Origin of the sequence: Bacteroides uniformis, from assembly GCF_025147485.1 — a bacterium.
Taxonomy (GTDB): Bacteria; Bacteroidota; Bacteroidia; order Bacteroidales; family Bacteroidaceae; genus Bacteroides; species Bacteroides uniformis.
The window spans coordinates 2,934,977-2,961,887 of sequence record NZ_CP102263.1; the positions used below are offsets into that span (position 1 = coordinate 2,934,977).

Sequence of the window (26,911 nt, forward strand, 5' to 3'; positions counted from 1 at the left end):
TAAAACTAATCTGTTTAAATTATACTTATTCCGATTTTTCCTTTTGTTGCTCCTTTATGAGGAAATAGCGTATATAGTCCGGCTGGTAGAAGTTGCTGCTCCGGTTTTCGTTAGGGCGTGTACTGTAACTTTTGCCCAGTTGTTTTTCTATGTACTCTCCATCTGCCACCATGCCGTATGCCCATGCAAAGTAGTCAGCCGGCTTTACTCTGAAGAATCCTTTTCTACTCCATTTCTTTCCCGGCAGGGGGATGGCAAAATGAAATCCTCCGTTTATCTCTCCGTCTGTACAAAGGGCATACAAGCCGATGGCATACTCTCCGAAGTGCCGCGTACAGTCTCCTCTCACTCCATAATCACCGTAAATATATCTTCCTGCTTTCAAGTCGAACTGCAAGTTGAGGCGTGGTTCGTAGTACGAAGCATTCAGTGAGGCATTGATACGCTGTTTTCTGCCTATATACCAGCCGTCTTCCCGGGTGATGGCGGAGAAACCGGTGGAGCCTGCCGTTCCGCCCAGTTCCCAGCGTCCGTTGTTGGTGCGGTATTTTATTTCCAGTTGTGCACCATATCTGTTGTTGGTGAAGTTACCCACCGTCATTTTCCCGAAGATGTTGTGCCTGAAGCGTACATCCTGCGATAGAGCTATGATTCCCGGTCTTATCCGTTTCATCTCTCCACTCAGATTGGTGGCTACGGGCAGTATCACTTGTGCGGTCATTTTCCCACCTTTCCATAGAGCCATTTCCACTGCCGGATTCAGGTTGATGGCATATGTATACAGTTCGTCAAACGTATTGTTCTCCAAAAACAAATCGGGGTATATCATCAAATCCACCTTCCAGGCAGACGGCACTTCTTCCTGACCGGCATTTTTCAATGCTTTCATGGCCGCATCCGTATCTACCGTAATTCCCATTTGCTGATATACTTGTATCAGGCTGATTTCCCCGTTTCTGTATGCTTCCGTCAATGTATCCGGCAGATTGATGCAAAGCCTGGGAATCCGGTTTTCCAGTACCACCAATTGCAAATCGCCCTTCGTCTTGCTTCCCAAGCAGGCATCTATGGCTTTGCCCACTCCGGTGTAGGTACTTCTATATACATTGTTCTCAAAACTTACAGTGGTTACCCCTGGGGTCTGTGCACATCGTATATTTTCCATACCGATGGCTTTCAGGCTCTCTGTCACTTGGGCATCTGCCATTGCAGAAATACCACAGAACCATACTGCCAGTATCCACTTCAAACCGCTTTTTCTCTTGTTTTTCATCCTACTCTTTAATCCCTAATCCTTAATCCTTCATCCCTCTCTTAGTGCAACAGCCTGCATTCATACCGTATCCCTCCCGATATGCTGTTGAATTCTCTGGTAAACACATGGATGGAGAGATGCCTCCATAATCTGGCGGCAGCTCCCACATTGAAACCTTTCGAATCATATTCGGCTATGACAGTCATTTCCCGGCAGAAAGCAGGGGAGTAGCTGATGCCTCCGAAAGGACCGTCTTGTATACTGTGTTTGTTCAGTGGCAGGTAATATCCGGCAGTCAGTGCTAGTCGGTCTCCTTTTGCGATGGAGAAGCCTTTGGTCAGTACGCCATATATGGTTGCAAAGTAGTTGGTTCCAGTGTCTTTGAAAGGGTCATTGGTACCTATGACTATTGCCGGATGATATTTTCCTTCCTCTATCGGACGTATACGTGCAGATAAAGAACGGTCTTGCTGGAAATATCCTTTCTTACCGTCATACCGGGTGGTTTTCAATAGCGTACACCGATAACTCAACTCCAGAAAAGATAAGAATGTGATGTTGACGAAGTAATTTCCGGTGTTGAAGTTAAACGGTGTCATGCCGTTCGGAAGATAATTACCGCCTCCCATAAAGGTACCGGCCTTCTGCATATCCGCTGTCGGGATGTTCAGCAGTCCGGTGTTGCCCATGGAATATTGGGCCTGCACCCCCATACAGCAACCAAGTAGCAGTAGGAGCAGGCACCATTTTCTTATTCTCGTTTTCAGCATGTCCGAGGAGGGGTGTTTTCGCTATCCATTTGTGCTCTCATATAGAGCTTCTTCACAAATGCCATGTCATGTGTCACCATGATTTTCACCAGTTCTTCAAAAGAAGTCTTGCGTGGATTCCAACCCAGCAGTGTCTTGGCTTTGGTCGGGTCACCCAGCAGTTGTTCCACTTCGGCAGGACGGAAGTATTTGGGATCCACTTCCACCAGCACTTTACCGGTTTTGGTATCAATGCCCTTTTCATTCACGCCTTCTCCTTCCCAACGTAGTTCCACACCGGTTTCCTTGAAGGCAAGTGTAGTGAAATCACGTACGGTATGATATTCTCCGGTAGCTATGACAAAATCCTCCGGAGTGTCGTGCTGCAGAATCAGCCACATGCACTCCACGTAATCTTTGGCATATCCCCAGTCGCGCAGCGAATTCAAGTTACCCAGATATAACTTGTCTTGATACCCTTGGGCTATACGTGCAGCTGCCAGTGTAATTTTGCGTGTCACGAAGGTTTCTCCGCGCCGTTCGCTTTCGTGGTTGAAGAGAATGCCGTTTACAGCGAACATACCGTAGCTTTCCCGGTAATTCTTCGTAATCCAGAAGCCGTATTGCTTGGCCACACCATATGGACTGCGTGGGTAGAACGGGGTTGTCTCCTTCTGTGGTACCTCCTGCACCAGACCGAACAGTTCGGAAGTCGAAGCCTGATAGATTTTCGTTTTTTTCTCCAGTCCCAGGATACGTACTGCTTCCAGCATACGCAGGGTGCCTACGGCATCTGCTTCCGCAGTATACTCCGGCACATCGAATGATACTTTCACATGGCTTTGTGCCGCCAGGTTATAGATTTCGTCCGGCTGCACCTGCTGTATGATGCGGATAAGCGAGCTGCTGTCCGTCATGTCCCCGTAGTGGAGGTTTACGAGACGGTTCTTCTTCATGTCACGCACCCATTCATCCAGATAAAGATGCTCTATGCGTCCGGTGTTGAACGATGACGAACGACGCAGAATGCCGTGTACTTCATATCCTTTTTCAATTAGGAACTCGGCCAGGAATGAACCGTCCTGACCGGTGATGCCTGAAATCAATGCTATTTTCTTATCCATGATTCGGGTTTTAAAATCAGTTTTTATTTATGTTATGATGTAAATTTCTCTTTTGTGATATTCCATAAGAATAAGCAGTTCCCGATGATATATCTTCTCCACATTCTTTTGGGTTCCTTTATCAGCCGGTACAGCCATTCCAACCCGTGTTCCTGCCACCATACGGGAGCACGTTGCACGTTTTCAGCAAAGAAGTCGAACACAGCGCCAATAGTACCGATGGGACCGTTTACCTCCAGTTCTTTCAGGTGTGCATAAGTCCATTTCTCTTGTTTGGGAGCGGTCATGCCCACCCAGAGCAAATCCGGCTGTGCCTGGTTTACGGCGGCTATCATGGCTTGATTGTCTTCTTGGGTGAATTCCGGCTTGTAGGGTGGGGAATAAGTCTCTATCCGGATATTGGGATATAACCGGACGGCTTTTACCTTTATTTTCCTCAGGGTGTCTTCGCTACTTCCCAGAAAGAAGCAGGTTCCTCCTTTCCGGTTCAGTTTATTCATTTCGTACAGAAACAAGTCCCATCCCGCTGTGCGCTCTATCTTCTCATGTCTCAGGAGTTTGAATGCCAGTACAATGCTTGCTCCGTCTGGAATCAATGCGTCTCCCCTCAGCAAAGCTTCTGCAAAGGCAGGATCTTTCAATGCTGTGTTATACGAGTGCGCATTGATGGTGTTAATCAGCAGTTTGCCTTCGGGCAATGCGTCAAGCTCACTTCTGTGTTCCAGAAGCGAAATCGTCTTTAACTTCAACATGTAAAAAGGAGTATAATTTTCCGCAGAGTACGCTACGCTGTCGCCCGTCACATGGAAAGGTATTTTTGAACGGAACGATGCAATATGTCCGAGAACTGCGGCAAATGTAAAGATTATGTGTGTAATATACAAGAGGAATGTGAAAAATGTAATTTAGTTGGTCTGGTGGTTGATGCAGATACCTTTCAAATACCATTCGTACAAACGGTGTATTCCTTCGTCTATTTCTATTTTATGATGCCATCCCAGGTTATGCAGTTTGGTCACATCCGTCAGTTTGCGCAGTGTGCCGTCCGGTTTCGAGGCATCCCATCGCAGCTCACCTTTGAATCCTATTTCGGCTATAATCTTTTCAGCCACTTCCTTTATGCTGAGTTCCTTTCCGGTGCCCACATTGATGTGGCAGTTGCGTATTTCTTTACTGTCCGGAGCATATGTGTCTTTAAAGTCTACATTCAGCAGTACATGTACACTGGCATCTGCCATTTCTTCGCTCCATAGGAATTCACGTAACGGTTTGCCGGTTCCCCACAAGGTGACCGCTTCCGGGGTTATTCCGAAGTTGGCAAGCTCTGCCAGAATCTCCTCGTTGCTATAGCTGCCGTTTACCCCTTTCACCGGACGCAGGTCGATGTCTTTGCGCACAGCATCCCAGTCCCCTTCGTTGAGGCATTGGGCAAGGTAGACTTTGCGAATCATGGCAGGCAGTACATGGCTGTTTTCCAGGTGGAAGTTGTCGTTCGGTCCATATAGGTTGGTAGGCATCACGGCTATGTAATTGGTTCCGTATTGCAGGTTGAAGCTTTCACACATCTTCAGCCCGGCTATTTTGGCTATGGCATACGGCTCGTTGGTGTATTCCAGCGGAGAGGTCAGCAGCACTTCTTCCTTCATGGGCTGCGGAGCTTCACGCGGGTAGATGCAGGTGCTTCCCAAGAAGAGCAGCTTCTTTACTCCGTGACGGAAACTCTCACCGATTACGTTCTGCTGGATTTGCAGATTCTGATAGATAAAGTCTGCCCGGTATTGCAGGTTTGCCATGATGCCACCCACGTGGGCAGCAGCCAGTACCACCGCTTCAGGTCGTTCTTCATCGAAAAATTTCTTTACGGCGGTTCCGTCCAGCAAATCCAGTTCTTTGTGTGAGCGTCCTACTAAGTTTGTGTAACCTCTTTGTTGCAGGTTGTTCCAGATGGCGGAACCTACTAAACCACGATGCCCCGCTACAAAAATCTTTGCATTTTTTTCTAACATGACTAATACCCTAGTTATAAAATTAATTTTTTCTATTTACTTCTTGTATGAAGCTATACATTCTTTTAAAATATCTTTCATCCGGTTCTCAAACTTTTCCAAAGTGAATTCCCTTTGAAATTTTTCTTTACCGGCTTTACCCATTTCAGCACATATCATGGGATGGTCTATTAAATATTCTATCTTTTCTGCCAGCTGTTGCGGACTATGTTTTTCCACGATAAAGCCGGTTTTGCCTTCCTCTATGATACCGGGTATTCCTCCCTCGTTTGTGCTGATGCAGGGGAGGCTTTGTTCCATGGCTTCTAATAGCACCAATGGGAAACATTCATTATCGTAATAGGTAGGAAAAACAAATATATCGGCTTTTTGCAGAAATGCGTCTTTTTCATTATCATATTTTGCTCCATGGGCAAATACACATTCTTTAAGGTTCTGTTTGTTTATTACGTCTTTAAACCTATCTTCTGTAATATTACTCCATTTTCCTACAAAATGGCATTTTATAGGCTTTCCTTTTTTTTGTAATATCGCACACGCTTCTACTAAATCCCATACGCCTTTTTCTTTTATCATATTTGACAAAAATAGAATGTTAAATTCTTTTTGAGGAGCTGTAGGTAGATTTTCATGGGTAGGTATTCCATTGGGGCAGATATAAACGTCTTTGTAATTTACGTATTTCTTTATGTCTTGATATAAATTTTCTATCAATAGAATAACTTTCAGATTTTTGAAAAAAGTGCTATATAATAGATTATCAAAATATCTATTTTGTCTGGTAGCTATGCCTTTGTTGTGATAATGTACAACGATGTTTTGTCTCATCATTTTTAAAAGCATAACTACAAAAAAATCTTTGTAGAAAGCACCACCTTTTGCGTTAGGAGTTACATAACAAAGTTGTGGCACTATTAATTTTGTTTGTTTCCTAATTTGTTTTAGTTGCTTATAGAACTCTTTCAGTTTTCTTATTCCTCCTTTACCAATATCATCCAGATCTTTTGCTAATGCAAGATTTAGATAATGACATTCAAAGGCATTATTTATAATTTTACTGTCATGTATATATTTTCCTACCATGGATGCACCATGTACTGGTGGGGGCATGTGGAGGATAAATAGGACTTTGCTATATTTTGTAGATTTGTTCATATTCAAATTGCATTTTTTCTATAGAAAAATTTGTTTTCGCATACCCGTATGCTATGCTTGCGTATTCCTCATAATACGTTGTGTCTTCTAAGGATAAAATTAGTCTGATAAAATCATCCACTTTGTTGTCATTTACTTTTAAAGGCCATGTTTCAGGCAATGTGTCTTTTAAACCGGGGCAGCTATTGATAATGGTCGGCGTGTGTGCCAAACTTGCCTCGATAGGCATTAAGGCAAGGCCTTCGTGATTTGAGGGCATAAATAAATAATCAAAATCTCCTATGTATTGGTTCAGTCCGAAAATCTTGTCATAAAGAGATGCATTAGATAGTGGCTCTAAAGCCTTGTGTACTTTCTCTTTCATTGAGCCATTTCCCACAACGTGAAAGTAAAACTTAGGATTGTCTTTTAATGCTTTTACGACTTCTATCAGCTGATCTACTCCTTTTTGATATTCCAATCTGCCGGCAAATAAGATATTTATTTTGTCCGCTATGATGTGGTTGAATTTTTTCTGTTCTACAGATTGCAATCCATTGAATATGATTTGTGGTGTCTCTCCATAAATATGCTGATAACATTGTTGTGTTGACTCGCTGATGGCTATATTGGCATGCTTTTTAGAATAAAAATATTCAACTTTTTTGCCTATTTGGGCCCATTGATTCCATAGCTCTGTGTTGTGGATTGTTCGTACATATTTTATGGATGGAAACATCCAACCGAATATTTTGTTCCATAAGTATATGCTGAGGTCTGGAATTTCTGTATGTGTATGGATTACTTGTGGTTTCCATTTTAGTGACAGATATACAAACCATAGAGGAAACAATAAAATAGCGATTTTATTGTTTGTAATATGCGAACGGTGGAAACAAATACCGCAATCATGCAGTTCTTTAATGAAAGCCTGGCTGAATTCTCCGTTTCCACGTACTACTTCCACAAGATGATATTCCATCCCTGTAGTTTGTGACTTGGCAATGTTGACAGCTACTCTTTCTGCCCCTCCTATATCAAAATGAGTGATAATGTGGAATATACGCATATATTAGTAGTTTTAGTGTTGTATATAATCCAAAAACTTTTTAGCGGTTGATTCCCATGTAAAATATTCTATGATTCGTTTTCGTGCATTTTGAACTTTTTTACCGGAGAGTATTGTTTGGGCTATTTCTTCCACTGAGTTGCATAGGAACCCACTTCTCCCGTTTTCTATGATACAGTCTGGGCCGGGTGCATGTCGCGCTACTATTGTTACATTATGGTACATTGCTTCAAGAATTGCCATTCCGAAAATTTCATTGGGGTTGAAATTTATCACATAATCAGCAACTTCATAATATGCATGGATTTTTTCATTTGGAAGTTTCCCTATGAATAATATATTGCTATATTTCTCACTTGACTTTAATTTGGCCATATATTCCTCTGTTTGCATCCAAAGAGCTCCTGCATGCACTAATAAGTATTTGTCTCCTAATCTTTCTGCTAAGGGAAAAATATCCATCGGATGCTTGTCCGGTCTTAATGCACACACCAAGAATACGATACTTTTATCTTTAGGTAATTTCAGTTCTGCCCTTTGTCGCTCTTTAGAGCTTGTCGCCAATGGAATAATGTCTGTGTCTAAGCCTACAGGAGCCCATTCTGCACTTGTCACCCCTTTTTGTTTTAATTCATTTACCACAGTTGGAGTTTTACAAAAGACTTTTGTCTTTTTGAATGCGGAAAAATTTCTGCTGCTTAACTTGTCCATTATCCAGCGTGAAATAGCTTTAGGCGAAGAGCTATGCACTGTACCTACGTAGCAATAATATTTCAGATTATGTTTCAGGCAGAAACTCACGGCTTCCGGTACACAAAGCAAGTTGTCGCTTTGCAAGTGATACACATCGATGCCAAGTGTTAGTAGTAATGAAAAATCAGGCCATACGTGATGTACAAACTTTCTTTTATAGGGCAAATACACTTTCTTAATATTGGAGGTCGTGTTTACTTCCGTTCCGCAGCGCCTGTCTTTGGGAGACATCCAGTACACAATCGTTGTTTGGTGTCCCATTTGTTCCAAGGCTTTTGCCAATCCGATTTCTTGGATGTTATAACTTCTGGTAGTCCATTCCCCATAGTCTAAATGAATATATCCAATGTTCATTTGTTTCAAAGTTTATAACGCTTTAGTAGATGTTTAAAATGCATCATAATGTTGCAATACAGAGCTATGCCTCTTGAGTATTTCTTTTTAAGAAGCCACAATTCTATTCTGTGCAGTATGCCTTGAGGAATAAAATGCATCATAGCTGTATAGTAAGGTTGGGAATAGACAGCAGCTTCAATGTCTTTACTTTTTAAGTTTTGGCTTTTATAATTAGAAATTAAATCAATAATCCAGCGTGTCCATCTGCGTTGAAAAATATTCGTTGTTTCTTTGGGAAAGTTTTGTAAATTAAAAACATTACTTATATTCGTAAATACTATTTGGTAGTCCAATCCATGCTGTAGAGCCCGTTTTCCTGTAGCGCTGTTTAAGTTTTGTCTATAATAATATACAGGTGTATTTATAGCCATAAAATTGTGTATGTATTGATAATAAGCAAGCGAAAACATAAAATCCTCACACGTTTTCATACTTTCATTAAAACGGATGTGATGTGTTTCTATAATATTTCTATTAAAAACTGCACAGCATACTGATAATGATACTATTTCTAAATTTACAGCCTCTTGATATAAGCTATGGATGCTATGGTACATTCTGTTTGACAATCTAAATCTGCCTTTTTCTTGTTTGGCATTATTTATCCAACGAATATAATTATATATAGCGAAATCCGGATGGCTATCTATTATGTCTTTGATGATTTTTAAATAGTTGCTGGCTACAAAATCATCGCTATCGATAAATGAGACATATTGTCCTTTAGCTTTGCTAAGTCCGTAGTTTCTAGCCTTGCTTACACCTCCGTTTAGAATATGAAAGCATTTTACTCTTGTGTCTTTTTGTGAATATTCATTGCAAATTTTTCCAGAATCATCCGTTGAGCCGTCGTCTATTAGCAGTAATTCAAAAAGAATATCATTTTGGCATAAGATGCTCTCAATACATTCTTTTAAATATTGAGAGGTATTATATACGGGAATGATGATGCTATGGAGTAACATGGCCTTTATAATATATGTTGGTAGAACGTAGAATAAATGTCAATAGTTGTGTAAGGCTTTTCTATTTAGATTCGTTGTGATGCACTTTTTTAGTTTTTGCAATCCTATATGTACCCATATCCATTTACTTAATTTCCAATACCATTTTTTTCGGCGGTCAAGCTTTTGTTTGGCTTCATCAGGAAGCCACGATCCCATATATAAATGTACAGTAGTGGTATTGGAAGTTTTATCCCAGTTTCCAAAAAAGTCCATTGCATTAAAGTATGTACGTGGATATATATGTACATCTCCTATCAATTGTTCGCTATTATCTGTTTTTAATCTATATTTCTCTGCTAAATAATTGGTGACTATTACTACATTGGAGGTGTTTTGTGTGATAATATCCATAGAAAATGGTTGGTTATAGTACTCTAAAAGTTCAGCTATTATGTGATGCTTAGGAGGAAATCCCATTACTCCCATTGATAATACTTTTCCATCTTCAAATCCCATAAAAGCGATATCTTTTTCAACAAATGGATTTAGACTCTTTTCCATTTTTTCATCTGTATCCAAGTAAATTCCACCATTTTTATAAAGTGCTATTAGGCGTACATAGTCTGCAACAAAAGCATATTTCTTGTTTTCATAAGCTCCTTTGCACCATTCGCTACTATTTATGTCAAAATTTTCTTCATTCCAAAGTTTAAACTCATAATCGGGAAGATGCTCTTTCCATGATTTAATACATTTTTGTACCAATGGAGGCATCTCCTTTCCTCCAAACCAACAGTAGTGGATTATTTTAGGAATCATAATTTTAACTATAATATTTTGTGTGTTCTAATCCTCTCTTTGAAATCACTTTTCCCGGATTGCCTACTACTACCGAGTTATCAGGAATATCTGTTACCACAATAGCTCCGCTACCAATCATCACATTATTCCCAATAGTAATATTCCCAATTACTTTAGCTCCAGAGGCTATCACGACATTATTTCCAATATGAGGTGCACCACCTTTAGGACCGCGTACACTACCTACTGTTACACCATGGTAGATGGTACAGTTGTCCCCAATTATAGCTGAACCGTTGATGACAATGCATGAATAATGTGGAAACATTAGTGCTTTACCTATTTTTGTACCAAATCCAATTTGAATACCTGTGAGATATTGATTGTGCTTATGAATAAGCTGGACGCACCTTAAACAGAATTTAGCCATAAAGTGGTGTTTAGTTATTAGATAGGAACCAATTCTAAACCAAAAGGTGATTCGAAATGACGCATTAAATAGAAGCGATTTTACCCCCCCCCATTTATTAATATTTGTTAACCTTTCCAGGTCGGATACAATAAGACTTTTGCATTCTTTCCAGATCATAATTTGTAATAGTTTTTGTTTTATACTTTGAATAAATCCTTTTGTGCAGTTACAAAAGGCAGAAATCTTTTCATTAGAGGTATAATGATTGAATATGAAGCTAAAGTAATGCATACTGTACACCAATAAGCTCTGTCGTGGTTACTGATAATCTTGTTGATGATAAGCGATACGACGGCTAATAGCAGAAGATGGGTAACCAATAACATAATTGAATATCTTCCTATATAGCTTATAAATGGTATTTTTACTATAGCTTTTGATATAAACAGTACACACAAAGTTCCTGTTATTCCGGAAACATAAAAAGCTATAGGATGTACATCGAACTTATTTTCTATATACATAAGGTTTCCTCCGGAAAGTAGGTAAGTAATACCACCAGACATAAGTACAAATAATATCCAATACTTATCCCATTTATTAGGTTCGAGTATGTGGGTATATTTCCTGAAAATGTACCCAATGGCAAAGAACGGGAGCACTGTCATACTAGTGTCAATAAATATCTGGATATTGACATTATTCCTTCCCATAAAGAATCCTATTATACCAATTATAAATAAGATACATATAAGTGTGGCTATTTTGAAGCACTTTGTATATTTTTCTATAAAAATCAAACAAAAATAAAAAATGATATTGGTTTCAAACAAACTTAACAAGAACCATAAAGGGATATTTGTGAATTTCTCATTATAAAAATCAATGAAACTATGCCATCCTATGACAGACTTGATTCCCATATCTACATTTAATTCTTGTAGAATGAATGGTACAATCACTCCTGTACAAAAATAGAAAAAGAAAAAGGGTATCAATAATTTGTTCGCTTTTCTGATAGCAAAATTAAAAAATCCATTATATGGTTTGAAGAATAGTCCTGATAAGAAGTAGTATAATGGCATGCGGAAAGTGTTACCAACCATTGTGTTGAATTCATATCCAATGTGATAGAAATATATGTCACAGTGGAACAATACAACAAGGATAATACAAAAACCTTTAGCTAAATCAATATATTCTATTCTCCCCCCCCCTGGTGTATCTTATTTTTACTATTTATCATAATCTTTGTCTGTTTATTACATTAAAGTGTAGCTTATTTATGTTTGCTTTACCTGCTTTTATCCAAAGATTTGGCCAAATACAACGGAGATGAATTGTGAAATAATGCTTCAGTGCAATACAGAATCCATAATGTCTGTTCTCTAAATGAAATATTTCCATTGGAGGCATTCCATTGGGGCGGTACATAAGTTTCCAACGCTTCTTTAGCGGTATTTCTGGGTCGCACCAGGCATCAATGTGTTCATGCGCATCACATTCGCCAAGTGGATGTCCTACCTGCCATAATTCTATTCCAGCTTTACGGGCGCGCAGCCCGTAATCAAAATCACCGCGCGCATGTGTATAGTAGGGGTCAAGTGTCCCCAATTTCTTGTACACGCTGTGAGGAACCAATACTATATTTCCATTCATCATAATTACTGGCACAGGGCTGTCATCAGAAGATGGGCGTGCCACTTTTCCAGTTTTATCTCTGCCTCCATACGTTAGTTTGCTACGTGTCTGAGTATCCACTGTAGACCCAAGTACGATGGTTCTGTTTTTTTTCAATAGGCTTACACGGAGCAAAGATGCGATACAGTCTTTGTATATGAAGGTGTCATCGTTTAGCCAAAGGTAATAATCATAGTTGCATCCATTTCGTTTTTTTTCCTCGGCCATTTTCCATGCTTCTATCATACCGCGATTCCAGAATACTCCATCTACGGTTTTGATGTTAACATGGGGAAACTGTGTTTTTACGCTTTCTACAGTTCCGTCAGTAGAACCTCCGTCCACTATATAAATGTCAAACTTAGTGTCAGCTGGAAGTGATTGTGCTGTTATGTTGCGCAGGCACTTTATGGTTTTCTCCTTACGGTTAAATACAGTCAAAAGTATGGCTATATGGTTCATATTGCAATTGATAAAGGGGAATATATTATGGCTTAATTTTATGATAAATATATCGTATAAACCATTGTAAGTTCAATCGAGGTGATTTGTGTAGGAAAATTATAGGTTTATACTTATCATTTGGGTGTATTGGAATTTTATAGGCATAGAATGGTGATTTATAGGTTTCGGGGTGCTTTCCACGTTGGCTGATGTCTCGATGGGGGGATATTCCATGTTTTTTGCATAGTAATGAAAAAATGCTTTGATCTTCACGATGAGCAACGAATGCTTCTCCAAAATCGGTTGTAGGAACATCGAATTTTCCTAATCCTGCTGGTGATAATAGTTCAAAATCACAACATAGTGACAGCCATTCTTTCATAAATTTACGTGTGGCAGGAGTTACAAGAAAGCAGAAATAAGTTGCGATGATTTGATTACTTGCTTTATACTTTTCTTCCGTAAGCCCCATCTTTTCAAAGCATACTGGTTTCGTAAAACAAGATTCGAGTAATGGTATATCGCAAACGAATAGAGGCTGTTTTTCTGAAAGATTTGCGATTATCCCCCTCCCTATAAAGAAAGATCCTGAATCACAGTAGAATATGATGTCTCCATCAGAACAATCAGACAGAGCCTTATTTACAAAATAAGGTTTCCAAAGCCACAAGCCGTTTCCTCTTTTTTGTGATAGGATGTCGTGATGTAGTTTGGCAAATGATTGATCTATGTCATTAGGAGTATATTCATATACTTTATCAAATCTAGCAATATACCTACCAGTTAATGTATTCCATTTACGGGCAGGCTCATATTGCTTGTCTGCGTAGTTTATAAGAATTTTCATTTATATAGTCCTTTTTCTTTCATTTCTAGGATAGAGGCATCATACATATCTGCTTGTATCTCCTGTGTATTTACCCATTTACAGAATTCGCCTATACCATCGGAAAAGCTCCATTTGGGTTCATAGCCTAATATAGTACGTGCTAATGTTATATTGGCATAATTATGTCTGATATCTCCTAAACGATAATTTCCTGATATTGAGATGGGAACCTTAATATTATATTTTTCACACAATGTATTTGCTACTGTAAGAACATCAGTGCTAACTCCTGTACCGATATTGAAAGCGTGACCGGCAGCCTCTTTGGTTTCAAGGCCTAAAATAGTTGCATCTACTACATCTTCGATGAATACAAAATCTCTTGTCTCTTTTCCGTCTTCAAAAATATTGATTTCATTTCCATTTTTTATTCTGGTTGAGAATATGGAAAGAATTCCTGTATATGGATTGGAGAGTGATTGCCCCGGACCGTATACATTTTGGTACCTGTATGAAACAGCATCAATGCCAATGGAAGGGCATACCAAATGTACCAATTGGCCTTGTACTTGTTTGGTTATGCCGTATACGGAAGAGGGATGTATCTTCGAGTCTTCAGTGGTAGCCACTAATTGCAGTTTTCCGGCATTAGGATAAGTACATTCAAATTCTCCTTTGCACATATTCTCGTCTAAACGTTCTTTCGGATAAACATCTTTTTCCAATAGTGGGCTATAGTATTTGCCTTCTCCATAGATGGCACGGCTTTCAGCTACAATAACGCGCTTTACGTTGTGCTTGGCATTGGTCAAAATATCAAGCATTAACGCTGTTCCACCGATATTAGTATTTACATATTTTTCTATTTCATACATAGACTGCCCTGTACCGGTCTCTGCTGCCAAGTGAATAATGGCTTCTTGACCATCAATGGCTTTTAGCCAATCTTCCCGTGATGTGACACTTCCTTTGATGAACTTGACTTTATCTTTTATAGATAGATAAAGAGGGGATGTCTCTTCCGGTTTTTGTCCGTGTATTTGCTCAGACAAAGAGTCTAATACAGTCACGTTAACTCCTTTGTCAACTAACTTTGATGCAATGTTAGAGCCGATGAAACCAGCTCCGCCTGTAATCAAGACATTCTTAAATGTAAGTTTCATATTTGTTGTATTTTAAAAGTCTCCTAGTAGAATTTTTTTAGTATAATGGTTATACCTAAGTAAGGATGCAATTGATAGAGATAGTATAACTATTAGTGTTGATATTAATATTGAAAATAATATAAGAGGATAGTCATTGTTCCACAAATGTTTATTGAAAAAATCTTTTATGAGTTTTATAAAAATGAAATGTATGGTATATATGCAAAGTGTATATTTCCCATAATGAATAAGTTTTTTTATAAGGATGTTGTTTTTAAAATACTTTGTGATTAATATGCAACCATATATTATTGATAAACTTCCAGTTACAGCAATTGCAAATCGAAATATGGCTATGTGTGATATCGGTATTATAGAACTGAATTTGTGAAAGCGAATAGGAGTAATATAAACAGAATCCTCAAAAGTCCAATGTTGATATAGGATTATGTAAATCATTAATATAGGTAATACTAATTGCCAAGTTAGATATTTATTATGTTTATTCAACCAATATCCTATAGCTAAGAAAGGCATTAAAAAATTAATCTTTACAAAGTAACAGTATGGTGTGAAATAGGTTATTATACATGCCACCGTAAATACAATAAGGTTATTGGTAGTGATTTTTGTAATAATGGCTAATATGCAGAAGCAGAAAAATAGGCAGCTTAAAAACCAATATGATTCTAATGATGCTTTTACTTCAGGTATTTCTCTAAATAGGCAACATTGGATTATATACCAAGAAAAAGCGGGTACCATTAGATGCTTAAATTTCGAAAAACAAGATGTTGTAATTTTATCAGTTCTCATTCTTTTAGGGTTGATAAAATAGCCGCTTAATATCATAAATAGGGGCATATGAAAAGATATAGTGCCTATGAAGAAACTGTTTTTCAAGGCTTCATCGGGAGCAATGCTTTGAATTGTATGATCATAGCATACAATTATCATTGTTATGATTTTGCATAAATCAATCCATTCTATTCTTTTTTTCATTTATGCTGTCTTACTAATTCTGTACTTTGCAGTCCATTCATACTAATCACCTTTGCAGGGATTCCGGCTACTATGCTGTTTGATGGCATATCATGAGTAACTACAGCATTGGCTCCCACAAAAACATTATCTCCAAGAGTTACAGAACCTAGAATTTTACTTCCTGGTCCCAACACACAATTATTTCCAATAGAGGGTACGCCAGCATTGCTTCCTCCCATTTTTAGAGCTGTTGTTACGCCATGAAATATGGTACAATTATGTCCTATTTGGGTTGCTCCATTAATAATGATACATGAAAAATGATTAAAGCTTAATCCTCCTTTTACGGGGGTACCTAATGGCATCTGAATTCCAAATTTAAACATGTAATGCCGATGCATCATCCATGAAAGGATATAGATAGGTAGTACTCTTTTCTTTCCTTTTGACCAGCTGCCCAATCTGAACCAAAAACAAAATTTGAATGAATTGTTGGTAATTAAATATCTTAGGATATATAAGTATTCGGATATTTTTCCATGTGGCTGTTGTGTCAGCACCTTACGGAAATCTTCGTGTATTAATTGGCGGCATGTTTTGAAGCTCATACTTGCATTATTGGGTGATTCGGATAAAGTCATTCATTATATAGGAAGCGGTGGTTCGTGCATTATATTCTCCTTCTGTCAACTTTTTAGCATGTTTGCTCATTGTTTCTATGACTTCCGGATGTTGCTTTAGGTAAATGATTTTTTCTTTCCATGCTTCGACATCGTAAGGTTCTATTAAATAGCCGATGCATTCTTTTTCTAAATCTATGTGTATATCGGGGTTATGTGTCATTAGGATTGGAATGTAGTAGGGCAATGCTTCTATTATATTGGTGTAGCCTACTCCATATTTTCTTCTCTCACAAGGAATAGCCAATATGGATGCTTGACCTTGTTGTTGCATAATGTACTCATATTCATTGTTTATATGCAGGTCTTCCATAAATGTGAATTTTATGTATTGACTGTTTTTGAACTTTTCCGCTGCTTTTATATTGCTTTCGTGGCGGCGGGTAATGATATGGCAGTTTGTCTGAGTTTGCTCGCAGGCTTCACTGAGTGTTTGGTAGTCTCTGCTATCCTTTCCTGTAGCCATTACCAGAAAATTGTCTTTTTGGGGAATAAGATATTTTTGATACCATTCGACTTCTGTTCCTCTGCTCAGTGTTGTTATTTGGCAATCTTTTACAATATTATGACTCAGTGCATGCCGTGTATGGTTATCAAACATCATGTAAATTCTGTCTATTCCTTTCCAATAAAAGAACTTGATAAACCAATTTTTAATAGGGTTGGAATATTCTTTACAGTAAGTATATTTCCATGCAACTATTTTACATTTTAGGATTCCGATTCGTTTTAAAACTACCAACTTGCCGAGACCTTGCAGGGCGCCTAGATACAGAATATCAGGATTGATATCTTTTATTGTTTTTACTAAGGCGATTAGAACCTGAATGCTATTGCCTTTTTGTAAAGATAATGGATTTAGCAAGTACACATCTATTAAATTGCTATTCATTATGCTTTTAATGTAATATGTAAAATTATCAGGTTTTTCTAAGATTTCTTTTTGATTATATTTTGTAATATATAATACTTTAATCTTTGATGACATATTATAAAATAAAGTATATTGTAATTTAATTTACCAATAGCATGCCCCTTCTACATTAGCCGCATTCGAAGGTCGCTCTGATTCTGATGGATAAACCCAAAATTCATTCATTAAATTGTTGTAATAGTTTTCCTTTAAGAATGGAAGGAATACCTTACCATAATAAGGGTTGATCCAACGTTTTCCTTTGATTCCAAATAGTAATTGTAAAGCTCCACCTAAGTGTACTGCTTTTTTTCCTGTCCGTTTTACATGAGCAGCTAAGGGGAATCCGTATGCTCCACATCCAATGAGTGCAATGTCATAATCTCGTTTATCAATTTCATCTTTCATATATTCTAATGCATCGAACCAGGTATTGAAAGGACTTTGCCCGCCAAGACTTTGAACAGCCTTAATTGTTTCTAGTTGAAATTCAGGTAGTACATCTGGATTTTTGAATAATAATGTTCTTTTTTGTTCATATTGATGTTGTATTGTTTCAGCAAAAGGGTGTATGACTAATACCTTTTTCCCCTTAAGAACTCTTGACCATGGATGTTTTGCATGGTATGGTTCTAAAAGTAGTAATTGTATAGTCTTTACTTTGTTTATATCAATAAGTCTACGTTCTTCTATACGCCATGAACCTAATATGTCAACATGTTTTGAATCTTCGATCATTAATTCTCCAAATCTTTCTAAATTTAGTTCTGTAAGTGGAAAAAAACCAGAAAGATGTTGCATGTTGTATATGCCAATCTGATTCCACCAAAATTGGGGTATTTTATCTGTGATATAATCTATAATGTTATGCTTATATTTTTTTATCCCTAAATAGTTATTTACGCATAATATTTCTGTACTTCCATATCGAGCAACCATTGAAGGTGAATCTGATTTTAGTTGTTGATATATAATGTTGGACGCCTTCTCAGGATCCATTATGCTGTCAATCGGTTTTAGGTATGAGCCATAATGGTTAACGTAAAGTCGATGTGTTCCGCGTAGAATTTTATCTGTTAAATAGTTCATTGTTTTATGATATTTTATTTATATATACTTCTTGATGCTTTTAAAAGTATTTGATGATAAATGTTTTTGTTATAAAGTCAATATATTTTCACAGGCGAGTACGATCTTAATAACTCTTGTTGGATTTCCTGAGTCTGGTGAGCACTATTCAATAAATGGTATGTTGGTATAATGATGATTACCTGTGATGACCTTTTAGTTTTGGTGCTACAATTATTTTTAATTCAAAGATGTAGCTTCACTTTTATTTCTTTCAATAATGACATAGATGCCGATAATATGATTTTTCTTTCTTTAGGCGAAAACACAAATCCCCAACAACATGAAATAATAAATATTATCGTAGTAGTACATAAAATGATAACTAAACGCAAAAATGATTCATCCATATATACTGTAATTATCCCACTGATTGATAATGTAGAGATTGTTATTAGTAGTATAGGATATATTATAATTTTGAAAAAATCAGCATATTGCATTCCGCAATTTTTATGTGCATAATATAGAATGATGAGACTGCCTATTCCATTCCATGTAAATATCCATATGATATAAAACCAATAAGGTGAAAATCCTAAATGAAAAAGAAATAGACTAATAGGTAATGGCAGGAAATATGAACATCCACGAAGTATCGAATAATATTTTATCCGTCCTTCTGCATTGATGGCACTTGTTAATGTGATAGTTAATTGGTCTAACATATTTCTTGTTATTTCAAATCTAAAGAAACATACACTCCATTCCGGAACATTTTTTAGCCATAGTTGGAGTATATAAGGGGTTTCAATAATAAAAGGAAAGGCAAAAAAGGCGATGATGAGAAAAGACATTTTTGAACTGAATAATGAAATACGCATCATATTAGTTATGTCATTACTGCCGGCCTTTTTCCCAATAATAGGGTTGATTGCCATTAGCATAGTACGTGAAAACACCATTAGCTGACCGGATATTTGGTTGGCTACCCCTTGAGCTGCACTTAATATTGTACCGAAGAACGAATTTAATACAATTCCCATCCCGTATTGTGCAAACATCGAAGAAGAGGAGTTTATAAATCCCCAACCAGCAAATGAAGTCATTTCTTTCATTAGTTCTTTATTGTGATATTTGTGGATGCTGTATGTACATTCTGAGTAATTCCGATGGCAATAAATTTGAAGAATAATCATGAATATTAATGAGACAAAGGTTGTGAGGATACCATATAGAATTAATTTATCTGTATATACATGGACTACTATTAATGCTATAACTAACTTCATAAGTGTTTGAAAAACGCCTATAATACTTAGATACCGCATGTTTTCATGAGCATTGATAATAGCATTATAAGGTACGGTCTGGATGGTTAATACTGTCGATAAAAGCATTAACTGATAAATCCATTTGGCTGAAGGAATTCGATCAGAAGGAATATTTAATATACCATCAAAGAAGAAAAAATAGGCTATCTCGAAAATGATAACCATCAATAATGATAATAGAAAATGGATACTTATACTTACAGTGAAAATACTTTTTTGTTTTTCGGGTTTTCCTTCTCCTTCTGCATAATTAATAAAGCGTTGGGTGGTGGTTGACATGGCTGCATTTAAGAACCCTAACATACCGATTGCTCCTCCGATAATGCAGAATATGCCAAAATCGGAGCTTCCGAGTGCATTGAGAATTAGACGGGTGGAATAGAGGGAAACAAACATGGATAGTCCCATGCTAAAATATAGATATCTGCTATTCTTCAATACTCTGTTAGCAACTTCTGACATAGGATGTATTTGTTTTTTTTAAGCTGTTAGCTATGAAGTAAGGATATAACATCATGGTAAAGAGAGCAACATTCATAATGTGGGGCTGGCTTAATCCCATATTTAAGACTAATAAAATTCGTACCATAATGTCCCAGATACTCTTATTATACTTAAATACTTGATGGAAACAAAAGCCAAATAATATGGAAAATGACATTATTCCTACGGCGAGAAGTAGGAAGAGAAAACCAGCACATCCTTCCACTCCCATATTATGTAATTCGTCATAACCAACTCCAATCAAGGTGATAGGGTGGTTGTATACGGTAGTCAATACGCTACTTATACTTATTGTACGTGCACCACCGGAATTAAGAGAGAAATCCAATTGACCATTTGCGTAAATTTTGTGGAATACAACTGTGTTCATGAATTCATTACCGAGTTTTGTCATTGACATAAAAAGCATAGTGCCGATAATCGTAATTATAATAGCGTATTTCATTCGTTTGTCTATTGTTTTTAAGGAATGCAATAGGTAACAGAAAACCAATATTACTATTCCGATATAACCGCTTGTAGAAAGAGTTGTAATCAAGGCAAGGAAGAACACGATTATATATCGTATTCGCTCTTTAGCTTCAAAAAGGCGAGGATGGAACATGATGAAGTATAAAGCAGAGGAAAGCACACATTGATATTGCCCAGGTTCGCTGAACGGACCACAATTTCTGTCACTGTGTAAAGTCACAAAACGGTATAAAAATCCTCCGTAACTGTACACTTCTCCTCCTCTAAAAAATGAAGTGTACAGATGTGGAAATATGCTTGAAAATGAATTGAAGCCATATATACGCGTGATAGTAAAGAGGATGATACTGATTAAAGCAATATAAAAAATGAGTTTGATAAATCTTTGTAGGTAGTTGGCCGGATCTATTTTGTAGGTGGCGTATATGATTAATGGTATAGAAGTCACACTGAGTGCTGTACCTAAACTTAATGTAGAGCCTATTATGACTAGAAGCATTGAAAAAAACAAGCATCCGATGAAAAGTAAATATTGCTTTTGAAGATGAAATAATGTCTTTTTCTTCAATACATAGTATATTCCCATTAATAGTGTCAATATGATGAAATTATCATTCCCTATATAGGCGGGTAAGGCCATTCCTGCGGAGGATATCATTATGTATATATAGAGGTATTGAATGATACAGGTTGTATATTTATGAATATAATTCATCGGATTTTATAAGGAGTGTTTATCACTTTTTCAAAAAATAGTTTCTTAATCTCTTCTAAAAATATCCCTCGTATAAACTTTCTCTTTCACCTCTTCCAGGCAGATGTCATACCTATTGGCGATAATCGCATCACTCTGTAGTTTGAATTCATCCAGATTATTCATTACTCTGCTGCCGAAGAACGTGCTTCCATCTTCCAGTGTCGGTTCGTAGATGATAATCTCTGCCCCTTTTGCCTTTATCCGTTTCATTACACCTTGAATGGATGATTGTCGGAAATTATCCGAATTGGACTTCATCGTCAAGCGATATACGCCAATTACAACTTGCTTTTCTTTTGCAACATCATAATTACCTTCTGCATAACTATAGTAACCGGCTTTCTGCAATACACGGTCAGCAATGAAATCCTTGCGTGTGCGATTGCTTTCCACAATGGCGGTCATCATGTTTTGGGGGACGCGGTCGTAATTGGCAAGGAGTTGCTTTGTATCTTTAGGTAAACAATAGCCGCCGTAACCGAAAGAGGGGTTGTTGTAGTGTGTGCCGATACGTGGGTCGAGACATACTCCGTTGATGATGGCTGCGGTATCAAGCCCTTTCATTTCGGCATACGTGTCGAGTTCGTTGAAATAGCTGACACGCAGGGCAAGGTAGGTATTGGCGAAAAGTTTTACGGCTTCGGCTTCTTTCATACCCATAAATAGGGTATCTATGTTCTCTTTAACAGCACCTTGTTGGAGCAATGTTGCGAAAATTTTGGCATATTCTTCCGCATTGGGATTGCTGATGGCATTTATAGCTGTATTTTCTTCTGTAAATTCTGTTCCTTCAATAATTTTAGGATAACCTACTATGATGCGAGAAGGATAAAGGTTATCGTAAAGTGCTTTACTCTCACGCAAAAATTCCGGAGAAAAGAGCAGGTTGAATTTTTTGCCTTCCAGTTCCGGATTGTGAAGGAATTGTTGTGCATATTTTATATAGAGTGAGCGGGTGTAGCCTACGGGGATGGTTGATTTGATGATCATTACCGCATCCGGATTTACGCTGATGACGAGGTCTATCACATCTTCGATATGATGGGTGTCGAAGAAGTTCTTCACCGGGTCGTAGTTGGTAGGAGCGGCAATAACGACGTAGTCCGCATCTTTGTAGGCTGCCTTGCCGTCCAGAGTAGCAGTTAGGTCAAGCTCCTTTTCTGCCAAATACTTCTCTATATATTCATCCTGAATGGGTGATTTCTTGTTGTTGATAAGTTCTACTTTATTAGGGATTATATCGACAGCAGTGACATGGTTGTGCTGTGCAAGCAAAGTTGCAATACTCAGACCTACATAGCCGGTACCTGCAACGGCAATATTATATTGTTTCATAATCATGATTATATTTTATATGGAATAGCTGCTTACTTTCTCTAATATCTATACCATAAAATTCACAGATTCTTGTAGGTAATTTTTCTTTTCAATTTCTGTCAATTTATGTAATCAGTGGTAAGCCGAAATGACACCTGTGTCACCCCTTAAACATAAATACCCGTTACGCGCGCGAGACAAATTATCAATATGCACAGACCTGTATCGTTTGTGTGTGATAAATATTAGCCTAATAGGGAGTATTGGAAAAAGGGTGCCACAAGTGTCAAGGTTGCAAGTGAAGTTAAGGCTTCAGGACTCCGGTATGGATTCTGTAGTTCCTCAAATCACTCTCCAGGCAATCTGCTACCTCTTTCTCAAAGCTCTCCTTTTCTTGTTCGGTTTTAGGGAACGACCGCCAGAAATGCGTTACGGCATGTATCTGGTTGATGTTGTTACTCAGCCCTTTTTTAAAAGGTTGTAGGTTCTGGTACTCATCATCGTTGCTTGGGCGATGGTCTCGTTGGTCAGATGTCTGCCGTTAACGAGCTGTTCTTTCTGGCATTTGCTCAGAAAGGCTCCGAATGCCGGTGTCACCGGCTCTTTCTTTGTCATGTTGACTCTTTTAATTGTTAAACAATAATAAAAACAAGCGAAATCATTTCCATGTAGTGGAAACGACCGGACTTGTGTATCTGGGTACTTATGCGTTCCTTCGCGTCGTAATTTTAAACATAAACAAAAATCAGTAAATTATGGAACACCGCAATATCAGCCTTTTCAGAGGCTATTCGGACACAGAATCAGTAGAAACTTCTCTTGAAGAAATAGTCAACATCATTAAATGCGACGCTGCCCTGCGAGACCGCACCGAGAAACATCGCTACTACTTGCAGCAAGACCTGCGTAGGGATGCCGACCGCGAGAAGTCCGGCTGTCCCTGCTTCGCTGTTGCCGTCTGCTTTGAAGGTGGGAAGACCCGCGAACATATCTGTGCCTGGACCGGCTATACCTTGGTCGACCTGGACCACATCGCTCCCGAGCGGATGGCTGCCACACTGACATTGATTTGTGCCGACAAGTATACATTGATGGCCTACACCACCATCAGTGGTCATGGCATCCGTATCATCTGCCGCATCGATGACCTGAACGGAGCGGAAAAGGGAAAAGCCTTCCGGCAATACGCCAAGTATTTCAATCAAGTCAACGACTACTATTCCTGCCTGGTGGGCTTCGAAAGCGACGGGCAGTGCAAGAATGCTACCCGTATCAGTGGACTGGCTTCCGACCCTCATGTATATTACAATCCCAGTGCCGCTTCTTTTGTTTTGCAAGATAGTCCGATTGCTCCCCAACCGCAGGATGGCGCTTCCGAAGCTGTGCCGACAAAGCGCAACAAACGTTTGGAGAAGGTGGTGAAAGCTGCCGAACGCCTGCTGGAAGAGGAGGGAGTGAGTTATTGTGAACATCATCATAACGAATATGTGATGCGCATGGGTTATCTGCTCAACCAGTACGGAGTGGCTCGGAAGACAGCCGCTGCTTGGGCAGCGGAGCACTTTCCTGACTATGACGGGGATGTGGCAGCTGTCATCGGCTCCTGCTACGCGAATACCGGGGAGCATGGCACCCGTTCCCTTGTCCGCAGGGGAGAGGACGATGAAAAGTTTGCCACGGTGGCAGATATCGAGCAGTTCCTTTCCGAACAGGCGAAGTTCCGCAAAAATACGGTGAGCGGCAAGTTCGAAGTCCTGATGGCCGACTGCGGAGAGGAGTATGCGGAGCTGACCGACCGCTACGTCAACACGTTGTGGAGCCGCATGAACAAGGCAGGGATGCTTGCCCGCATTGCTGACATACGTTCCGTGCTCGATTCGGAGTACACGCCGCTTTTCAATCCCTTTGTAGCCTATCTGGAGGGGCTGCCTACTTGGGACGGTACTACTGACCCTATTGCCCGTCTGGCTGCCGGCGTACATGTGAAGGACGACCAGAAGCTTTTCGGCATCTACTTCAAGAAGTGGCTGGTGGCCACCATTGCTTCGCTGCTCGATACCAAGGTGGTGAATCATGAGATTCTGGTCTTCATCGGTAAGCAGGGCATCTACAAGACTACCTGGATGCAGCGTCTGCTTCCTGTCGAACTTCAGCGTTATTTTTACGTGAAAAGCAACAGCCGGCGCGTCAGCAAGGACGACCTTTTTACGCTGACCGAGTTTGCACTGGTATGCCTTGAAGAGCTGGAGGAGATGACCTCTGCCCAGGTCAGCCAGTTGAAGGCCATCACCGGCATGACAGACGTGAACGAGCGTGCCGCCTACGGACACTTCAAGGAGAGCCGTCCGCATATTGCCAGTTTCTGTGGCACGAGCAACAACGTCACCTTCCTCAACGACCTCAGTGGCAACCGCCGTTGGCTTCCCTTCGAGGTGGATTCCATAGACAGTCCTTTCGATTATCCCATAGATTATGCCAGAGTGTATGCGCAAGGCTATGCCCTCTGGAAGAGCGGCTTCCACTACTGGTTTGAGCAGGAGGAGATTGATGCCGTGAATCTTCATAACCGTTATTTTGAGGTGCCCTGCCTGGAGCGTGAGCTCGTTCAGGTGTACTATCGCCGCCCCATACCGGGCGAGGAGTGTATGTTCTTGACCAATGCCCAGATACTGGGACATATCAACATAGGTATCCGGCAACCCTTGAGTCCCACGCGCCTCGGTCTGGTGATGAAGCAGGAGGGCTATGAGGCTGTCCGTTCCGGTGGCCGCCGTGGTTATCGGGTGGTCGAGCTGAAAGGGGATGAAATCTACCGCAACCAATGCGCCATGGCGCGCTATGTGGGGGATTGATTCTTTCATGGTTTTCCTAAATACCTGAATATAAGTTCCACCTGTAGGGAGGTGAATATTTTCTGGGAGCCTTTGTAGCCGGTATGCCGCAGGGCTTCGTCCAGTTCCAAATTCAGCTTCATCCATTTGGACAAGCGGTTGAGTGCGGATGCCGGTGAAATGGTGGGGGCGTATGCCTCTGCCAGTTCACGTTTGTAATAGGGGCGGACGGGCCACTCTTTGCCGGGGATATTTTCGTAGTCTTCAACGTACTTCATAAACAATGCTTTAACTGGTTATTACACTGTAAATGTACGGAATTTTTTCTGTATACCCATTGCCGGAACCCGGTATAATCTTACCTAATCTCACATTTTCCCACATCCCTTCATATCACTTCACCGCATCTCTTATTCTGCCCGGAGGTACGTCGTATCTTTGTTCTGTCAGACGATGAGGGGTGAAGATTAGTAATCGTGACGCGCGAAGATTAGTAATCGTAAGCCCCTGGGATTAGTATCGTCTCCCTATCTTTTAATTTTTAACTTATAATTTTTAATTTATGATTAACTACAGTATCGTGATGCGTGGCAATCCTACCGATAAGACGGTTGCCAAAAAAGCGTACGCAAGTGCGCAGTATTCGGAAGTGATGGACATCAACCGCTTTGCCGAGCATATAGCCAGTCATGGCTGCGTGTACAAGCGTTCGGATATCGTTGCCATCCTCACCATGTCCGTGGATTGCATGCGGGAGCAGTTGCTGGCCGGACAAAAAATCCAGTTGGGCGACCTGGGGAGTTTCTACATCAGCATCAACAGTATCGGCGCGGCTTCTGCCAAGGAGTTCAATCCTGCCATCCATATCCGTAGGCTGAATGTGAACTGGACCTGCGGCCAGCGTTTTGGAGAGCTGCTGGAGGAGGCGGAATTCAATCTGGTGGCAACCCGAAGTGCAGCCCGTGCCGTGGTGAAAGCCCTGAAGGCCGGAAAGACTACCGTGGACCTGACCGGAGCCACTGGCGGGGGTGAAGATGCCGGTGGAGGCAGCAACCCGGGAGGCGGTTCGGACGGAGACCAGGGGGAAAATCCGTTAGGATGAAACGAAAAGACAAAAGAGAGAAAATAAATATGTTCTTCTGTCTAAAAAATGCAGCTAACCATAGTGTTTAATTCCTTAATTGCAAATTGTTATGAGTGAGAAAACAAAATCAAAATCTGTATGGGGCATTGTCCTTAAAGTGATTATTACCGTGGCCACTACATTGGCCGGAGTGTTTGGCTTGACTTCCTGCATCAACCGTTAGC

Annotated in this window: 27 protein-coding genes; 3 read left to right on the forward strand and 24 right to left on the reverse strand. The window is 39.6% G+C overall.

Annotation, left to right across the window (positions count from 1 at the left end; translation table 11 throughout):
* Positions 1-25 precede the first annotated feature (25 nt).
* The 23 genes from NQ510_RS11530 to NQ510_RS11635 all read right to left on the reverse strand — a co-directional run bounded on the left by NQ510_RS11530 (position 26) and on the right by NQ510_RS11635 (position 23,387).
* Positions 26-1,273, reverse strand: a complete 1,248-nt coding sequence (locus tag NQ510_RS11530) for a YjbH domain-containing protein (RefSeq protein WP_005827964.1) — start codon at positions 1,271-1,273, stop codon at positions 26-28.
* 41 nt (positions 1,274-1,314) lie between these two features.
* Positions 1,315-2,025: a YjbH domain-containing protein gene (locus tag NQ510_RS11535; RefSeq protein WP_005827966.1), complete on the reverse strand. Its 711-nt coding sequence runs from the start codon at positions 2,023-2,025 to the stop codon at positions 1,315-1,317.
* On the reverse strand, positions 2,019-3,128 hold the full coding sequence (gene gmd, locus NQ510_RS11540) for a GDP-mannose 4,6-dehydratase (protein ID WP_005827968.1): 1,110 nt from the start codon (positions 3,126-3,128) through the stop codon (positions 2,019-2,021). Before gmd ends, NQ510_RS11535 begins: the two co-directional genes overlap by 7 nt.
* A 32-nt stretch (positions 3,129-3,160) precedes the next feature.
* On the reverse strand, positions 3,161-3,880 hold the full coding sequence (locus NQ510_RS11545) for a WecB/TagA/CpsF family glycosyltransferase (protein WP_005827970.1): 720 nt from the start codon (positions 3,878-3,880) through the stop codon (positions 3,161-3,163).
* 153 nt (positions 3,881-4,033) lie between these two features.
* Positions 4,034-5,134 carry a GDP-L-fucose synthase family protein gene (locus NQ510_RS11550; protein WP_005827972.1) on the reverse strand — a complete coding sequence of 367 codons (1,101 nt, stop codon included), beginning with the start codon at positions 5,132-5,134 and terminating at the stop codon, positions 4,034-4,036.
* A 36-nt stretch (positions 5,135-5,170) separates the two neighbouring features.
* Positions 5,171-6,289, reverse strand: coding sequence for a glycosyltransferase family 4 protein (locus NQ510_RS11555; protein ID WP_005827975.1), 1,119 nt, complete (start codon positions 6,287-6,289; stop codon positions 5,171-5,173).
* Positions 6,267-7,337: a glycosyltransferase family 4 protein gene (locus NQ510_RS11560; protein WP_005827977.1), complete on the reverse strand. Its 1,071-nt coding sequence runs from the start codon at positions 7,335-7,337 to the stop codon at positions 6,267-6,269. The genes NQ510_RS11555 and NQ510_RS11560 overlap by 23 nt, the downstream gene beginning before the upstream one ends.
* Positions 7,338-7,349: 12 nt before the next feature.
* The gene (locus NQ510_RS11565; protein ID WP_005827979.1) at positions 7,350-8,444 is read right to left on the reverse strand and encodes a glycosyltransferase family 4 protein; all 1,095 of its coding nucleotides are present in this window, start codon (positions 8,442-8,444) and stop codon (positions 7,350-7,352) included.
* Positions 8,445-8,449: 5 nt separating this feature from the next.
* Positions 8,450-9,451 carry a glycosyltransferase family 2 protein gene (locus NQ510_RS11570; RefSeq protein ID WP_005827981.1) on the reverse strand — a complete coding sequence of 334 codons (1,002 nt, stop codon included), beginning with the start codon at positions 9,449-9,451 and terminating at the stop codon, positions 8,450-8,452.
* A 39-nt stretch (positions 9,452-9,490) separates the two neighbouring features.
* Entirely contained in the window at positions 9,491-10,252 is a 762-nt protein-coding gene (locus tag NQ510_RS11575; protein ID WP_005827983.1) for a glycosyltransferase family 32 protein, read from the reverse strand.
* A gap of 4 nt (positions 10,253-10,256) precedes the next feature.
* Positions 10,257-10,664 (reverse strand): serine O-acetyltransferase, encoded by a 408-nt coding sequence (locus tag NQ510_RS11580; RefSeq protein ID WP_050758074.1) that lies wholly within the window; start codon positions 10,662-10,664, stop codon positions 10,257-10,259.
* Between the two features lie 179 nt (positions 10,665-10,843).
* Positions 10,844-11,851, reverse strand: coding sequence for an acyltransferase family protein (locus NQ510_RS18900; RefSeq protein ID WP_080545838.1), 1,008 nt, complete (start codon positions 11,849-11,851; stop codon positions 10,844-10,846).
* A gap of 37 nt (positions 11,852-11,888) precedes the next feature.
* Entirely contained in the window at positions 11,889-12,788 is a 900-nt protein-coding gene (locus tag NQ510_RS11585) for a glycosyltransferase family 2 protein (protein ID WP_005827989.1), read from the reverse strand.
* Positions 12,789-12,813: 25 nt separating this feature from the next.
* Positions 12,814-13,617, reverse strand: a complete 804-nt coding sequence (locus tag NQ510_RS11590) for a hypothetical protein (protein WP_005827991.1) — start codon at positions 13,615-13,617, stop codon at positions 12,814-12,816.
* Positions 13,614-14,762 (reverse strand): NAD-dependent epimerase/dehydratase family protein, encoded by a 1,149-nt coding sequence (locus tag NQ510_RS11595; RefSeq protein ID WP_005827992.1) that lies wholly within the window; start codon positions 14,760-14,762, stop codon positions 13,614-13,616. The genes NQ510_RS11590 and NQ510_RS11595 overlap by 4 nt, the downstream gene beginning before the upstream one ends.
* Positions 14,763-14,774: 12 nt before the next feature.
* Positions 14,775-15,746, reverse strand: coding sequence for an acyltransferase family protein (locus NQ510_RS11600; RefSeq protein WP_005827994.1), 972 nt, complete (start codon positions 15,744-15,746; stop codon positions 14,775-14,777).
* Positions 15,743-16,369, reverse strand: a complete 627-nt coding sequence (locus NQ510_RS11605; protein ID WP_244058281.1) for a serine acetyltransferase — start codon at positions 16,367-16,369, stop codon at positions 15,743-15,745. The genes NQ510_RS11600 and NQ510_RS11605 overlap by 4 nt, the downstream gene beginning before the upstream one ends.
* Entirely contained in the window at positions 16,344-17,396 is a 1,053-nt protein-coding gene (locus tag NQ510_RS11610; protein WP_005827999.1) for a glycosyltransferase family protein, read from the reverse strand. The genes NQ510_RS11605 and NQ510_RS11610 overlap by 26 nt, the downstream gene beginning before the upstream one ends.
* A 30-nt stretch (positions 17,397-17,426) precedes the next feature.
* Positions 17,427-18,410, reverse strand: coding sequence for a hypothetical protein (locus NQ510_RS11615; RefSeq protein WP_005828001.1), 984 nt, complete (start codon positions 18,408-18,410; stop codon positions 17,427-17,429).
* A gap of 224 nt (positions 18,411-18,634) precedes the next feature.
* The gene (locus tag NQ510_RS11620; RefSeq protein WP_005828003.1) at positions 18,635-20,185 is read right to left on the reverse strand and encodes an MATE family efflux transporter; all 1,551 of its coding nucleotides are present in this window, start codon (positions 20,183-20,185) and stop codon (positions 18,635-18,637) included.
* On the reverse strand, positions 20,169-20,672 hold the full coding sequence (locus tag NQ510_RS18905) for a hypothetical protein (protein ID WP_333558369.1): 504 nt from the start codon (positions 20,670-20,672) through the stop codon (positions 20,169-20,171). Before NQ510_RS18905 ends, NQ510_RS11620 begins: the two co-directional genes overlap by 17 nt.
* A 786-nt stretch (positions 20,673-21,458) precedes the next feature.
* Positions 21,459-22,796, reverse strand: coding sequence for a nucleotide sugar dehydrogenase (locus NQ510_RS11630; protein WP_005828007.1), 1,338 nt, complete (start codon positions 22,794-22,796; stop codon positions 21,459-21,461).
* 435 nt (positions 22,797-23,231) lie between these two features.
* Positions 23,232-23,387: a hypothetical protein gene (locus NQ510_RS11635; protein WP_005828011.1), complete on the reverse strand. Its 156-nt coding sequence runs from the start codon at positions 23,385-23,387 to the stop codon at positions 23,232-23,234.
* A 140-nt stretch (positions 23,388-23,527) separates the two neighbouring features.
* Between NQ510_RS11635 and NQ510_RS11640 the strand changes: the two genes are divergently transcribed.
* Positions 23,528-25,624 carry a BT4734/BF3469 family protein gene (locus NQ510_RS11640; protein ID WP_034525568.1) on the forward strand — a complete coding sequence of 699 codons (2,097 nt, stop codon included), beginning with the start codon at positions 23,528-23,530 and terminating at the stop codon, positions 25,622-25,624.
* Between the two features lie 5 nt (positions 25,625-25,629).
* On the opposite strand, the gene NQ510_RS11645 is transcribed toward NQ510_RS11640, so the two are convergent.
* Entirely contained in the window at positions 25,630-25,881 is a 252-nt protein-coding gene (locus NQ510_RS11645) for a DUF4248 domain-containing protein (RefSeq protein ID WP_005828017.1), read from the reverse strand.
* A 284-nt stretch (positions 25,882-26,165) separates the two neighbouring features.
* On the opposite strand from NQ510_RS11645, the gene NQ510_RS11650 reads away from it, so the two are divergent.
* Together NQ510_RS11650 and NQ510_RS11655 are read left to right on the forward strand one after the other, a co-directional pair.
* Positions 26,166-26,705: an HU family DNA-binding protein gene (locus tag NQ510_RS11650; protein ID WP_005828019.1), complete on the forward strand. Its 540-nt coding sequence runs from the start codon at positions 26,166-26,168 to the stop codon at positions 26,703-26,705.
* 91 nt (positions 26,706-26,796) lie between these two features.
* Positions 26,797-26,910: a smalltalk protein gene (locus NQ510_RS11655; RefSeq protein WP_005828021.1), complete on the forward strand. Its 114-nt coding sequence runs from the start codon at positions 26,797-26,799 to the stop codon at positions 26,908-26,910.
* The last annotated feature ends 1 nt before the right edge of the window (position 26,911 follow it).